This window comes from Bradyrhizobium sp. WYCCWR15520 (genome assembly GCF_056174665.1).
Window position 1 is genome coordinate 1 of the sequence record NZ_JBWBWM010000086.1, and the last position, 12,711, is coordinate 12,711.

General features: G+C 58.4%; 16 protein-coding genes. 9 read left to right on the forward strand and 7 right to left on the reverse strand.

What is annotated here, in order from left to right:
* Window positions 1-587: 587 nt before the first annotated feature.
* Together AC0QUY_RS41030 and AC0QUY_RS41035 are read right to left on the reverse strand one after the other, a co-directional pair.
* Window positions 588-1,190 (reverse strand): response regulator transcription factor, encoded by a 603-nt coding sequence (locus AC0QUY_RS41030; protein ID WP_475391581.1) that lies wholly within the window; start codon window positions 1,188-1,190, stop codon window positions 588-590.
* On the reverse strand, window positions 1,187-2,830 hold the full coding sequence (locus AC0QUY_RS41035; RefSeq protein ID WP_475391582.1) for an MASE1 domain-containing protein: 1,644 nt from the start codon (window positions 2,828-2,830) through the stop codon (window positions 1,187-1,189). Before AC0QUY_RS41035 ends, AC0QUY_RS41030 begins: the two co-directional genes overlap by 4 nt.
* A 151-nt stretch (window positions 2,831-2,981) precedes the next feature.
* On the opposite strand from AC0QUY_RS41035, the gene AC0QUY_RS41040 reads away from it, so the two are divergent.
* The 4 genes from AC0QUY_RS41040 to AC0QUY_RS41055 all read left to right on the forward strand — a co-directional run bounded on the left by AC0QUY_RS41040 (window position 2,982) and on the right by AC0QUY_RS41055 (window position 5,839).
* The gene (locus AC0QUY_RS41040; RefSeq protein ID WP_475391583.1) at window positions 2,982-4,253 is read left to right on the forward strand and encodes a putative Na+/H+ antiporter; all 1,272 of its coding nucleotides are present in this window, start codon (window positions 2,982-2,984) and stop codon (window positions 4,251-4,253) included.
* 129 nt (window positions 4,254-4,382) lie between these two features.
* Entirely contained in the window at window positions 4,383-4,790 is a 408-nt protein-coding gene (locus tag AC0QUY_RS41045) for a hypothetical protein (protein WP_475391585.1), read from the forward strand.
* Between the two features lie 148 nt (window positions 4,791-4,938).
* Window positions 4,939-5,172 carry a hypothetical protein gene (locus AC0QUY_RS41050; RefSeq protein WP_475391587.1) on the forward strand — a complete coding sequence of 78 codons (234 nt, stop codon included), beginning with the start codon at window positions 4,939-4,941 and terminating at the stop codon, window positions 5,170-5,172.
* A gap of 358 nt (window positions 5,173-5,530) precedes the next feature.
* Window positions 5,531-5,839, forward strand: coding sequence for a hypothetical protein (locus AC0QUY_RS41055; RefSeq protein ID WP_475391589.1), 309 nt, complete (start codon window positions 5,531-5,533; stop codon window positions 5,837-5,839).
* A 473-nt stretch (window positions 5,840-6,312) separates the two neighbouring features.
* Here AC0QUY_RS41055 and AC0QUY_RS41060 read toward each other — a convergent pair whose 3' ends face one another.
* Window positions 6,313-6,519 carry a hypothetical protein gene (locus AC0QUY_RS41060; RefSeq protein WP_475391591.1) on the reverse strand — a complete coding sequence of 69 codons (207 nt, stop codon included), beginning with the start codon at window positions 6,517-6,519 and terminating at the stop codon, window positions 6,313-6,315.
* A gap of 684 nt (window positions 6,520-7,203) precedes the next feature.
* On the opposite strand from AC0QUY_RS41060, the gene AC0QUY_RS41065 reads away from it, so the two are divergent.
* Entirely contained in the window at window positions 7,204-7,389 is a 186-nt protein-coding gene (locus AC0QUY_RS41065; RefSeq protein ID WP_475391592.1) for a hypothetical protein, read from the forward strand.
* A gap of 167 nt (window positions 7,390-7,556) precedes the next feature.
* On the opposite strand, the gene AC0QUY_RS41070 is transcribed toward AC0QUY_RS41065, so the two are convergent.
* The 4 genes from AC0QUY_RS41070 to AC0QUY_RS41085 form a co-directional block, all read right to left on the reverse strand.
* Entirely contained in the window at window positions 7,557-7,760 is a 204-nt protein-coding gene (locus tag AC0QUY_RS41070) for a hypothetical protein (protein ID WP_475391593.1), read from the reverse strand.
* A 318-nt stretch (window positions 7,761-8,078) separates the two neighbouring features.
* Window positions 8,079-8,468: a hypothetical protein gene (locus AC0QUY_RS41075; protein ID WP_475391594.1), complete on the reverse strand. Its 390-nt coding sequence runs from the start codon at window positions 8,466-8,468 to the stop codon at window positions 8,079-8,081.
* Window positions 8,465-8,680, reverse strand: a complete 216-nt coding sequence (locus AC0QUY_RS41080; protein WP_475391595.1) for a hypothetical protein — start codon at window positions 8,678-8,680, stop codon at window positions 8,465-8,467. Before AC0QUY_RS41080 ends, AC0QUY_RS41075 begins: the two co-directional genes overlap by 4 nt.
* On the reverse strand, window positions 8,677-9,120 hold the full coding sequence (locus tag AC0QUY_RS41085) for a DUF5681 domain-containing protein (protein ID WP_475391596.1): 444 nt from the start codon (window positions 9,118-9,120) through the stop codon (window positions 8,677-8,679). Before AC0QUY_RS41085 ends, AC0QUY_RS41080 begins: the two co-directional genes overlap by 4 nt.
* Window positions 9,121-10,247: 1,127 nt before the next feature.
* Between AC0QUY_RS41085 and AC0QUY_RS41090 the strand changes: the two genes are divergently transcribed.
* The 4 genes from AC0QUY_RS41090 to AC0QUY_RS41105 all read left to right on the forward strand — a co-directional run bounded on the left by AC0QUY_RS41090 (window position 10,248) and on the right by AC0QUY_RS41105 (window position 12,332).
* The gene (locus tag AC0QUY_RS41090; protein ID WP_475391597.1) at window positions 10,248-10,805 is read left to right on the forward strand and encodes a hypothetical protein; all 558 of its coding nucleotides are present in this window, start codon (window positions 10,248-10,250) and stop codon (window positions 10,803-10,805) included.
* A 124-nt stretch (window positions 10,806-10,929) separates the two neighbouring features.
* On the forward strand, window positions 10,930-11,436 hold the full coding sequence (locus AC0QUY_RS41095; RefSeq protein WP_475391598.1) for a tetratricopeptide repeat protein: 507 nt from the start codon (window positions 10,930-10,932) through the stop codon (window positions 11,434-11,436).
* 102 nt (window positions 11,437-11,538) lie between these two features.
* The gene (locus AC0QUY_RS41100; RefSeq protein ID WP_475391599.1) at window positions 11,539-11,721 is read left to right on the forward strand and encodes a hypothetical protein; all 183 of its coding nucleotides are present in this window, start codon (window positions 11,539-11,541) and stop codon (window positions 11,719-11,721) included.
* 293 nt (window positions 11,722-12,014) lie between these two features.
* Window positions 12,015-12,332: a hypothetical protein gene (locus AC0QUY_RS41105; RefSeq protein WP_475391600.1), complete on the forward strand. Its 318-nt coding sequence runs from the start codon at window positions 12,015-12,017 to the stop codon at window positions 12,330-12,332.
* Window positions 12,333-12,711 lie beyond the last annotated feature (379 nt).

Sequence of the window (12,711 nt, forward strand, 5' to 3'; positions counted from 1 at the left end):
ACAATTATTGCAGCCAGTGCGGATACAGCCAGCCCTTGACCGGCTGGATGTGGCCGTCGCCTACGCCATAGGCATCGTAGCGGCCTACTGGCTGGTTGAGCGCACTACGGGCTTTTTTGTGTAGCCGCGGGAAACGCGGTGAAAGTGAGAGATGTCCGCTCCGGGTCACAAGCGGCGGTCCGGCCGCTCATCTCGTCAGGTCCGGTTTTCCTCTGAGAGCGGCCTTTGCCGCCGCTCAAAGGCAGTCCGGCTGAGGGCCGATACTGTTGCAAAAGTCGAAAGTTGCAGGGCTCAAGCTTTTTCGCGAAAACACTAAACAGCGAGCGATCGCTGATTCGTATGACCTCAATCGCGTTACCGAAGTCGCCTGTGAATTTTGCGTGCGTGAGGTCCCTCACATCTTGTACACGAAAGTCGCGCCCACGGCCCGCAGAATTTTGGTCATCGGCGAAAATCGAGTTTTGCACACAATCGGCCAGAAGCAGAAATTTGTCGATCGGACGTTATGGAAGGTCAGCGCCCCACCAATGGCCAGATTTCGCGTATGTGTGTATGGAACCCTGGCAGGTTTGCCCGATCGTCAAACGTTATTCCTCAACTCCCAGGGCAATCACCTTGCGAACAAGATCAGCAAGGTTCTTTGCGGCCATTTTTTCCATCATCCACGCCCGATAATTTTCGACAGTGCGGGGACTAAGATTGAGCTCGTGCGCAATTTCCTTGTTCGAAAATCCATCGGCCACCAGTCGCATAACTTCGATTTGACGCGGCGAAAGTTCGGCGACGCGAGCTTTGAGCAGCGCTCGCTCGCTCTGCTCAACGCGCCGGCGATGGCCGCTTTCGATTGCCTGTGAAATGCTTTCAATCAGCCGTTCGTCGTTAAACGGCTTCTCTATGAAATCAAAAGCGCCCTGCTTGATCGCCTGCACGGCCATCGCGACATCGCCGTGGCCTGTGATCAGAATGACCGGTACGGCGGAGCCGCGTTTCTTTAGTTCCTGCTGCAGCTCCATGCCAGACATTCCCGGCATCCGGATATCGGAAACGACGCACTGCGGCGACAGCGCGGCGCTCGCTGCCAAAAAGCTCTCAGCCGAGGCATAAGGGTTCACAGGGATGCCGCGACTTTCCAGCAGCATACTCAGGGAGCGCAAGATCGCCTCATCGTCCTCGATCAGTGCGATCGTCATGAGCTGGCGCTCCGGTCTTGATCAATCGGTAGCGTAAAAGACGCGCAGACGCCGCTCGATGTACCTTCAATGTGCAACTGTCCACCGTGCGCTTCGATGATCGAACGCGAAAGCGATAGCCCCAATCCCAAACCGTCGCGTTTCGTCGTCGCAAACGCCGTGATCGGCTGCATCGCAAGATCGGGGTCTAGCCCCGGGCCATTGTCGATCACCATAATAGTAATCATTTGCTTGGACCGTATCGCAGCTTCAATGACAATCCTGCCGTCATTGCGGCCGGCATTCGTCAGGGCCTCCGCCGCGTTACGAACGAGGTTCAGGATCACCTGCTCGACCTGTAATGCGTCAGCCAGCACCGGAGGAAGATCCCGCTCAAGCTGCGTCGCATAAACGATACCGCGGCGATCCAATTCGGGCCGGAAGATTGACAATGCTTCATCGATAAGCGTGCTAACGGCCGCCGATTGTGTTTCGATCCGTCCAATGCTGATGAAGTCCCTCAGACGGTTGACGACCTCACCCGCGCGTTCGACCTGAGCAACTGCCTCCCCACTAGCTTTTGCTGCTGCTTCCAGGTCAGGCGGGCTACGTTCGACCGCAAGCTTGGCGAGTCGCGCATAGTTGCCGACGGCGGTCAGCGGCTGGTTAATCTCGTGAGCGACGGTGGCCGCGAACTCCCCCATCGTTGCAACGCGCGATGCGCGGTGAAGCGCATCCTGGTGCAAGCGAAGCTGATTTTGTGTCCGCCGTTGCTCGGTGACGAGGACTCCGACAGCGAGGCCGGTCATAGCCAAAATCACCATCAGTGCCTGGTAAGCGACAACGTCGCCAGTACTTTGGTCCGTCAGCTCGATCGACGCGATAAGGCCGATCTGAGTGATGACTAGCCCTGCGGTGGCGCCTGGAAGATCGAATCGCACTGCGATCCAGACAATTGGCAGAAACAATATGTAGAAGAGCTGAAAGCGAAATGGTTGATTCAGGCTCAAAATGCCCCACAGGGCGGCGAGGGTAATCAACATGAGCGCGCCCATTTCCCAGGAAAGCGCTGAAACCTTCCTGCGAGTAAACGCAATCAATAGAAAAGGAGTGAACACCATCACGCCGATCAGGTCGCCGACGAACGCACGAACGAAGACTTGGCCCAGATCGGCCTCCGCAACAACGCCATGCAGCAGGAGTACTAGGACATAGCTAACCGAAACGAGCGCGATACTGGCTACGGCAACACCTATGAGCCACAGCATGGCACTACGGGACGACAGGGTGAGATCGAACTTGATGCGGGGCGATGTCAGCAACAGAGCGGCCGTGCCGTAACCGAGCCCGGTAATGAGCACGACGAGAAACTCGGCGGTGGGAGGAAGTGGCAGACGGCGCACGATCAGGTCTGCGACCAATTGCGCAGCGAAGAGCCACGGCAGATATTGACGGCCAAACAACAGAATTAGCGCGAAGCTCAATCCAGTCTGCGGGTTCCAGGGTGTAATGCCAAATACCGCAAACGGATGAATATAGCTTAGCTTGTCCAGCACCACGTAGCTGGCGAGATAGGCAAGGCCGACCGCAAGGTGTGAGCGCGACATTCGATGCACCAGTTGCGTCCCGGAGCCGACTTCCTCCAGCCGCGGTAGCTGCATCTCCTCATACTCCTTCTGGTAAAGGTCCCGGCATCCGTAGTTGTACTCTAGGAAGGACCCCCTCGGGGAGTACCGAGAGGGTTTGCTCTGAATTGCTCGCCGACGTAGCGCCGGACAGTCTTACCCCAGATGTAAAGTGGGGAAGCGAACCGTGCCGAACATCGCGCCTGATGGGGTCGCTGTGGCTGCCGCCGCAATCTTTGCGCTTGCGGTGCTTCACACCTTTTCGACACGTTCCATAGAACGGCTGGCCCACGTACAACCTCATCACGCCGGGATCTGGCATCTGCTCGCTGAAGTTGAAGTCGTGTTCGGTTTCTGGGCGGCAGTTCTCATCGCCTTTATGGCGATAAAGCTCGGCACCAGTGGTGCGCTTGCCTACTTGGAAAGCCGCAACTTCGCCGAGCCGGCGTTTGTTTTTGTCATCATGGTCATTGCTGCGAGCCGGCCGGTGATCGATGCGGCAGCCATGCTGCTCCGATTTGTATCATTGCTCATCCCGGTGTCAGCGCCTTCGGCGTATTACTTTACACTCCTTTCAATTGGGCCATTGCTGGGTTCGTTCATTACCGAGCCAGCGGCAATGACGCTGACCGCCTTGCTTCTGAAGGAACGTTATTTCGACGGGAAGGCACCAAGCAAATTCAAGTACGCGACTATCGGTGTCCTGTTCGTGAACGTCTCGATAGGCGGAACATTGACGCCATACGCTGCGCCGCCGGTCCTGATGGTGGCCGAACGCTGGAACTTCGATCTTCCATTCATGCTGCAGACGTTCGGATGGAAGGCTGCGCTTGCGGTCGTCATCAACGCTGCTGGCGTCACCATTATGTTCCACCATTTCCTGCGCGCCCTTCCGAAGGAGTCGGCCTCGCTCGCGGTGCTGGATGTTCCTGCCTGGATTGCTGGAGTGCACTTGGCATTCTTGGCGGCAGTGGTCGCCTTTAATCATCATCCGATCGTCTTCTTGGCGTTGTTCATGTTCTTCCTGGGCTTTGCCGAAGCCTACAAGCGCTTTCAGTCACCGCTCATTCTTCGCGAAGGCCTCTTGGTCGCATTCTTTCTCGCGGGACTCGTTGTGATTGGCGGCCAGCAGAAGTGGTGGCTGGAGCCGCTTTTAAGCGACTTGGGACCAACAGCCCTGTTCACGGGTGCAACACTGCTTACGGCGATCACTGACAACGCTGCCCTGACTTATCTCGGCTCTTTGGTCGATGGCGTTTCTGATGAGTTCAAATACTCCCTCGTTGCAGGAGCAGTGACGGGAGGTGGCCTGACCGTTATCGCCAACGCGCCGAACCCGGCGGGCTACGCGATTCTCAAAGGCAGCTTTGAAGACGGCACAATAAGCGCGGCTGGCCTCGCCGTCGCCGCGCTCATTCCAACCCTCGTCGCCGCCGCAGCCTTCCAGCTGCTGCCGTGAGTTTGGAGGATAAGAGCGATGACAGAGCTTGGCCACGGAGTACATTCCCGGTGTGTTGCTCGCGCGCACGCAGCAAAGCGCTTGCGTCTTCTCGCGGTCGTTGACGGTACCGAGTCAACGAACCGCATTGTGGATTTCATCACCGCGTTCGGCGAAGGTCGAGCCGCTACGGAGGCTGTGGTCCTCAACGTGCAAACTAAACGGCTCGATGCACGGCTGCGCGGTTACCAGAACTTCAAGAAGGATGAGATCGATGATCGGCTAATCAACGAACTGGCCCTTCCGATCTTGAACAGTGTCAGCAGTCGACTTGAGAAAGCTGGTATTCCTTGCTTGTCGAAGGCTGAAATAGGCGATCCGGTTACGACGATACTGCGCTGTGCGGCTGAGAATGCTTGCAATGTAATCTTGGTTGGCGCGCAGCCTCCGAAGGGTATCGAGGGCTGGATGCCCAATACGATGCGCGTTTGGCTACGCTCGGATCTGGCGTTGCCCCTGATCGCCCTTGCGCCTGCGTCTGTCGTGGTGGTGAAGTAGGGTGAAGATGGCCTCTAGTCGAACTCGCCTCACCATTGTCGACCGCTTCCGCTCGTCGTCGCTGTTGCTACCCGCGGTCTATGTCGTGGAGTTCAGACTGACTCACTAATCGGTCGGCGCCTACTCCATAGCAAGAGAGGACAGGAAAATGGCGTTCAAGTGCCAGCATGTATCTTTCGTCTCGTTTGCCATCGAAATCACGCCGGCAGGCACGGCCGACGTCATGGTAGTGGAAACGGACTTGCACCTGAATTCCAGGCACCCGGCGTACAATGACCGGGCGGTGCAGGGCCTGATCGCTGCCGCGCAGGATTATCTGGCCGCCAAAACGGGTGGTGCTACGCACATCCGCTTGGTTTCAAACCAGCCCGGCGAAATCTGATTGACACGTGGTGACTTGGAACGGCCTGTCAGATAATCCCCGCCGAATTGATCTGGCTGCTGACCGCGTACTACAAGCGGCCACGCTGCTAGGGCGATGCTACTCGACGAATGTCGGTCGCGGCATGTGGCCCGGGCCTTGGAGAAACTGCACTTCCAACTATCGCACCGAAACGAATTTCAGGATTGCGGTCGCGGACCACTTGTCTGCTGTGGGTCATTCGCGTCGATTTTGGCACGTCTGCCGGATGTCCGGTTACGGGGTAATCTCGGAAGCTCCGGTTGTCCGATTTTGCCGGTTGAAGGCATCTGTTTGGCCGTGATTCAAGCGACCAAACGGGAACCTCGAATCATGCGGTATGAACTCGCGCCTCCTGGCCGATCTCGCGGTGGTCTGGGAGGAGCACGGGGTGAGCGTGTTGCAACGCCTGGCTGTCACTGATCCAGGCAAGCTGGCGCAGATCGCCTTCGGGCTATTGCCTCGCGACGTCTTCATCAGCGTTGAACAGCGAACGCCGGGCAACCTCGATGCCGATGAGTGGCAGATCCTCCGCAGGGTGATTGATCTCATCAAGCAGAACGCCAACGGCGCCGAGCTTGGACCGGTGTTGCAGACCATCGAGGATGCGTTGCGGGCCGACCAGGCCAAGATGATCGAGGCGGAGTGAGTGGGGCCGCCGGAGGGGGCTATCCAGCGGCGACCCCTGCCGACCGCTTGGTGAAATGCTGGTGCGGCCGACCTGATTCAAGTTACGCCCGGCCGGTCATGTTCCAATTCATCAAGCACAACGCGAACGGCGCCGAGCTGGGGCCTGTGCTGGAGACGATCGAGAATGCATTGCGTGCTGACCAGGCCAAGCTGATCGAGGCTGAATGACCGCTTGGGGCCGCCGGTGGGCTATCCACCGAACGGCCACAGCCTGTCGCTTGCTCCTCGGGTGAGGTCGGCGACCGACGCGGTTCAACGTGACGAGGCAAGCCGCGTTCCAAACGGAAACGCCGCCCAGCGGCAATGATTGCTGGTGCGGCGTTGGCATTCCCGAGGTCGGACACTGAAATTCCGGCAGGGAACAAGTAGCAAGCGCTATGCCATCTTTTGTGACGCGTAATGGGGCGTTCGGCTCACCTGCGCGATTTTTTTCTAGGCCGCCCTTCTGGAGGTGCCACCTTCTCTGACATCGCTCGTGATCTCGCCGACAAGTTCCTTGCCGCGATAGACCTGCACCCTTTCGTCGGGCGCGATTGGCCAGACCTTTTCGCGCGCAATGGCTAAGGCGGATTCGAGCGTCGGCTTCGCGGCGCGGTACTCGCAATTTCGCGCCTTAACCGTGTAGGTTTGCCTGGTCATGGGCATCCCTCGGTCCACCCCCCCGGGGGTCGGACAATCAGCTACGAGCCGTGATCCGATCGTGATCCTCGCGATGACAGAAGCTGGCGCGCGCGAGCCGGTTCAATTTGGGTGTCCCCTCGTGTTGCACGAAGAAGGCTGAGCCTGGATTGTTTCAGGATTGCTTCATGTAGCGCGACTTCGTTCACGAGAGAGTGACGTGGCTCTCAATGACTCAGAAAGGCTCACCGATGAGCGTTTGCGTTCGGGCTAGGTGTGTTAGCCGCCAGCCAGTAAAACGCACTGGTGACTCGCGCTGAGTCAGGATGGGGCGGTTAAGGTTCGTCACCACGGTGCAATCCAGATCCCGATCCCGATTATCACCAGGGATACGACGATCACCAGCAGGTCGATCGTGAGCCACGTGGGTATGCGCTTCTCACTTTGTTGGGGCATTGCGTGTCCCTCCGCGCCCGGCATCCTGTGCCGGAAGCGTGCAAGCGGCTGTGAATACGTTCACATGCCCTGGGGATTGATGGGATAGCTCACCCTGTCGTGACCGATTTCTGGCCCGTTGTGGTAGAATCACTTTGTCGATTTGGCGTGCAGGTTGCGTAGCGCGTTCCCTATTCATCACCATAGGAAACCACATGACAGGCTTCAGAGCCTCGCGATCCGACTTCAACGCAGGCTGGAGGATTGATTATGATCTCTCTCGAAGACTGCAAGGCATGCCTCAGCGAATGCCAAGCCCTGGCAGCTGAAGGCAAGCTCTCGCTCCGACGAGCGACTGCGGTTATGGCCGTCTGCCATGCCTGGCTCGCGCTGCGTGACGCGATTTTTACATACGAAACTATCGCCGCCGAAGAAGATGCTTCTCAAGCGCTTTAGCGGACTCGCTGAGAGTCGTTTGCGTGAAGGCTAGGTGTTGTATAGCGGCCAGCTATCAAAACGCACGTATGGCCCGCGCTGGGTCAGGAAGCGCCTTGATGAAACAACTGAGGAACGGAGTGGGCAGCTCAACTTTGGACCCAGCGGCGGCTTTTAGCTAGATACGGTTACGGTGCAAAAGCTGCACTGGCGCATCTGTCCGGACGAGCGAAATGGGCTGTGAATATGTTCACGTGCCCCTGGGGATTCACGGGATGGCTCACCCCATCGTGACCAGTTTCGCGGGCTCGGCGCAGCTTGTTGATCTCGGCCCAATCTGCATCCGTGAGTCCGGAAGGATCTAACGCTTCGATCAGTTCGTCGTTGGTCATGAGACTCCGCCTGGTTCTGCGCCGCATTCGGTTCATATGTCAGCCCTCAGACCGGCGGCAACGGCTGCGGCGCGCTGCTCCTTGCTGGCAGTGATCTTGTCTGGCCGATATAAGGAAGTCTCCTGGAGCGCGTCCGGATCCCCGTGAAGCACGGCGCGATCCGTCAAAGCCTTCCGACGTTCTGCAGAAATTCCCGGTCGAGGTCTCCGACGCGCAGCGGCTTCCAATCGTTCTATTCGCGTTTCGAGCCCGCACATCAGTAAACGAGCGGCTTGCCAGGTTGGTGCTCCAACAGTGAAATGCGCCGAACCAGTGATTTCATGTCCGGACCCCGAGAATGGCATGGGTCAATTCGTTATCCGTCATCCTCTTCATGCGCTCCTCGGTGATACTGGGGAACGGCGCGAAGCCAGGATCTCGCTTGGCTTGGTGGTTACCGGCGACGCGATCGATGGTACGGTGGATCTGCTCATACTCTGCAGGTGTCATAGCCCTTCTCAGCTGATCGCCGTACCAGCGCGGCGCCGGAGGGGGACCGTGATCAAACCATTCCGCGCAGATCACCTTATCGCCTTGGGCGAATGTCACGCCCTCCAACGCTGCGGCAACGTCCCCGTCCGGCTTGCGCCACACCACTAGCATTTCATCTGGCCGAGCACTGCGGGCTTCCAGCTTAACAATCCGGGATTCGACGTTGCGAGCAATCATTGCAGGGTCTCCCGAGGAGCATAATTCGCTAGCCATTCTTCCACGCTGTCGCTGGTGCGCGGAAGGAGGGCAAAGCGGCGCCCTTCGGACTTGGCCCCCTCTATCCCGGTCAATTCTTCAAGCGTCGGCGGCTTGCTGAGATGCAGCACATAGGAAGAGCGCGGTCGGCGATATTGTTCGAGCCTTGCAATCCGCCCAGCGATGCTTGTCATTGACTGCTTATCCTTTCCAGCCGCTCCAGTCGCTCGGCAAGTTCGGCGGTCTCATATGCCTTCACGTAGCTATCGATTAGCTTGCCGACCTCAGCGGCGTCCGCCGGTGTGATCTCGCCGGCAGCTACAGCCGCGAGCACTGACGAGACGATAGCCGCGGCATCCTGGGGGCTATTGATCGTCGGCAAGGTGAAACTCACAGGTCGATCCTTGCGAGGCGGCAAGATCCTATCGAGGCAAAGGCGAAGCGCCGCCATGTCGCCGCCCAGCGCCAAGTCGACTGCCTTCTGGGTCAGTGCATTCGCCTGCCCATCCAGAAGGGCTTCCAGCGCCAGCGTTGTGGCATTGCGCGAGCCCTTCGGGCGTCCATTCGGGTTGCCGGATAACCCCTTCTCGAAGGGCCTCCCGCGCTGTTGTTGCGCTGTATTTTCAGCTGCCATGGTTCAGCCTGCTTGTTTATGGTTGGTTGGCCTGTGAGCGGGACATAAGGCGGCTCCTGCCGTCAAGTGCCATCCGCCCGAAGCCGGTCAATTACGCTATGTCTGATATACTCTGACTTCGACTGAAGACGACGATCCGCGGCAGCCTCGATAGCGAAGAAGGCATTCTGGTGCCCGGAACTTGTAGAAGTTTGTCGAACCGGTTCGTTCGTTCGTGGCTCATAGCATGGGCCTAACAATCGCATGAGTTGAACATGCCATCGTAAGTACGCGGCCTCGGATCTTGTTGCTACGGCAAGGTTGCGGACGTTGCGGGCCTTGTGAAAGTTGAGACTTAGTCCTGAGTGCGGCTCTCGAAACATGCGCCGGGGAATAAATTTTCTTGCCGCAGCTCTCCGGAGGTGAGCGACTCGAGTTTTATTTGGGGGCGCCAGTCCCTGGCCCGTGGTCTGCTGACCGTCCGGTCGATACCTGGGCGCGCCGCGCGACCGCGCCTGAAAGTGCGCAAGGGGTGATGATCTGAAACCGTGCCTTTCAGCCCGGATAAACTACTTCGGCAATCCCTTTTGCTGGGCTTGCGGCGTAGGTTGCTTGGCGGGTTCTGGCATCGTGTCTCGGCCTTGGTCTGCATTATCGTCCCGGCCTCCCGAGGTAGAGGTGCCACTGCCGCTGGGATTAGTAGTGGACCTGCCTCTAGGCGCCGGTTCTGCATTTGGATTCGCGGAGCTGGCAGCCGGATCTCCAGTAACCGAGCCACGGCCTGACGGATTTCCCTGCGCATAGACGCTCGCGCCGGACAATAACAACGCTGTGGCACATACGATCGCAATCTTCATTTGAATACTTCCTTGATGCATCACGACGTGAGCGCGACCGCGAACGCCAGTAAGCGGCCCTAACCCATCTCAACAGGCGACTTGCCCGTGAGAAGCATGAGGTTTGGAAACACTGAGCGGCGGGATTGGTTGCAAAGCGTCGTCGGTCGTCTGCAAGGGGGCGACCGGCTTCCTGCCGTCCGAAGATATGCACAGAAGTTTACGAAAGCGGCGCTCGGCCTCTTTGAGCATTAGACAAATCGGGCGCTTGCTCAACGAGCATGAACGATTTTGACGCAGCGAGGCCGCCCGATGTCGATTGCCGATTTGAAAATGCGTTTGGCCGATGTGCCCGGGATTGAAAATCTGTCGATGGCGCTTGAAGCCGGCCGGATAACGGTTCGATGGGGCGCCGGCTATTCGGCATCGGTCGATACTGCGGCATCCGATGGCGAAATCGAGAGCGCGGTTCGATACGCAATCAAGCTCGCGCCTGTATCCCTGATCCCTGACAAGCCGGCCGCAATCCCTGCGCCGGGTCCTTCAACCGGAGTTTCGAGCATGTCGAGCAATCCCGCCCAAGCAGGGGCGAGCGTCAAGGCGTTGATGGAGGACCACGTTCGCATGATTGGCGATAGGATACGCGCCTTCGACTCGCCGGAAAGACCGGGACGAAGCTTGGGAGGAAGGAGAATCGACCGGAATATCTGGCTCGGGCCGAACCACGCTTGGAGTTCGAACGGCGCGGAGGCCTTCGGCCTGATGTGCATCCATTACGATCAACCGGAGCATGAAGGGCCGGAGCCGGAGCGCGAACGATACCGCGGCCGGCGGAGGTCGAGCGGCGGCGGATCGTGGCAAAGCGCGTAAGTCACGACATTGTCCGTTTCCTCGCTTGTTAAGTTACAATGTGTACTGAGTTTCCCAACGCGCGGGTCAGAGGTTCAATAGCGCATAGAGAGAATTTGGTGTCGCCACAGCTAGTTGTGGGCCGATGCCGTTGTTGCCAACTGAAAATAACGGGGCGCCCAGGCGCGAGCCAGCGCAGACGGCTGCCGTCAGATCGACCGAGCTATCCTCACAGGAGCGAACGAACGTAGTCGACAAGCCTAGAGATGCCGCAGCCGGCATCAAGCTCGACGTGAACTCGCAGGACCTCAAAGAGCCGGCCAGGCTGGTCAGCATTTCACCTGCGGTAACGATCGGCAGTGCTCCTGCTGCAAGAGATGTCACCCCGGCCCGCGAGTCGGGGCCCAAAGACGTCAATTATTATCGAGAACGGGCCGTATCGGCATATCACAATGGGGATCTATACATTGCGCTGGCCAATTTCGATTTAGCGATCCAGAAGGATCCTGCTTGTTCGGATTGCTATGTTGATCGCGGGATTGTCTTGCACCGCATGGGCGATCTAAAGGGTGCAATTTCCGACGTCGCCGAAGCGAGGCGCATCGATGCCCTGAATCGAAAAAAGACCCTTTCCGACGCAACCGTACGCTAGCGGGTCTGCGCAAAGCGCGGCCCGCGACAAGCGCCATGGCGCTTGCGCAGTGATGACAGGCTCCTGCTAATCCGCCGCTGCATCTCAAGCAGATGGCGGACTGTGCTTCCACCGCTGGCCACGCCTTGCGCGCCGCTGAACGCATTGCAGCGCAGCGTCCTCGCTGACCGGAACGACCCGATAGCCGAGATGATCGCCAAGAAGATAATCGAGATCGGGCAAACTGGCGTGCGTGATCCTGCCGATATTTCGGCCCTGGCAATCAAGGAGCTTGGAGTGCAGTAAAGCCGCATGGCTGACCGCGGCGAATAATAAATTGCCCACACTGAAAAACGGCCCTGGCAGCGGGGGACTAGACTCGCGCCAGAGCCGCCAGCGGTCCCGGGTCGCTGGTCGTCGTCCGAGACCGTTTGAGTTTGTGAGTGTTGTCCCCCTGGGGAGGGACGTCCCCATAATCAGCGTGCGCGGAGCAATCGTTCCAAATCATTTCCGGCGCCGCTGTAGGTCCGAAGCATCCGAAACTTTCATCAAACGGGATGCTTCCATGACTAAGATTCTTCCGACTGTCGGCCCGCGTTGTGTGGTTCACGCCTTCCCGCCTTACCGGCGACTACGGCTTTACGCACATTGACGGGCGAAAGCCGCTCGCCGCGATCGTCACCCATGTTTTTCACGACGCGCTGGCGAACCTGGTCGTTTTCGATAGCAACGGCGTTCCCCATAGCCGGACGAGCGTCCCGCTTGTGCAGGAAGGCGAGGACAAGCCCGAACGCGGCTATTTCTGCGAGTGGATGCTGTCCCAGCTCGGGCAGGCGGCGAAGGACGCGCAGGCCCTGCCTGAGAATTCATTTTCTCCCGATAGGCGAACCCTTACCAGCCTCAGCGCGATGGATTAGCTGGAGCCGCAGGAGAAGGTGCAGTAGTGGGAGTCGCGGGTCGGCTCGTTGAGGAGCCAACCGTAGTGCCTGGAGCGGATTTATCGGCGAGGCGGGAGCTGTTCCACGGAGCCCATATAAATATAACGAAGGCAGCTACCAAAGCCGCTGCACCCATACCCGCAAGCAGACCAGTACCTATCCCGCGATCGGGACTACGATTATCATTTCGCACTTCATTTCTCCATAAATGCCCTGATGTCCAACAGAAGCACTAGCAGGCTGCTGAAAAAGTCGTTTTGCGAGGCGATCGGAGTGTGATTCTGTGCATGTGGTTGATTCCTTTCGACTGAGGATCGGGATGCGCGGCGAAGATGAGCATGCGGAACGCCTTTTCAGC

Bases quoted from the DNA above. Each gene is read 5' to 3' on its own strand.
- AC0QUY_RS41035 (WP_475391582.1), bottom strand. From the start codon at position 2,830: ATGCAGCTACCGCGGCTGGAGGAAGTCGGCTCCGGGACGCAACTGGTG.
- AC0QUY_RS41085 (WP_475391596.1), bottom strand. From the start codon at position 9,120: ATGGCAGCTGAAAATACAGCGCAACAACAGCGCGGGAGGCCCTTCGAG.
- AC0QUY_RS41030 (WP_475391581.1), bottom strand. From the start codon at position 1,190: ATGACGATCGCACTGATCGAGGACGATGAGGCGATCTTGCGCTCCCTG.
- AC0QUY_RS41080 (WP_475391595.1), bottom strand. From the start codon at position 8,680: ATGACAAGCATCGCTGGGCGGATTGCAAGGCTCGAACAATATCGCCGA.
- AC0QUY_RS41075 (WP_475391594.1), bottom strand. From the start codon at position 8,468: ATGATTGCTCGCAACGTCGAATCCCGGATTGTTAAGCTGGAAGCCCGC.
- AC0QUY_RS41060 (WP_475391591.1), bottom strand. From the start codon at position 6,519: ATGACCAGGCAAACCTACACGGTTAAGGCGCGAAATTGCGAGTACCGC.
- AC0QUY_RS41095 (WP_475391598.1), top strand. From the start codon at position 10,930: ATGCCGTTGTTGCCAACTGAAAATAACGGGGCGCCCAGGCGCGAGCCA.
- AC0QUY_RS41050 (WP_475391587.1), top strand. From the start codon at position 4,939: ATGGCGTTCAAGTGCCAGCATGTATCTTTCGTCTCGTTTGCCATCGAA.
- AC0QUY_RS41065 (WP_475391592.1), top strand. From the start codon at position 7,204: ATGATCTCTCTCGAAGACTGCAAGGCATGCCTCAGCGAATGCCAAGCC.
- AC0QUY_RS41090 (WP_475391597.1), top strand. From the start codon at position 10,248: ATGTCGATTGCCGATTTGAAAATGCGTTTGGCCGATGTGCCCGGGATT.
- AC0QUY_RS41055 (WP_475391589.1), top strand. From the start codon at position 5,531: ATGAACTCGCGCCTCCTGGCCGATCTCGCGGTGGTCTGGGAGGAGCAC.
- AC0QUY_RS41070 (WP_475391593.1), bottom strand. From the start codon at position 7,760: ATGACCAACGACGAACTGATCGAAGCGTTAGATCCTTCCGGACTCACG.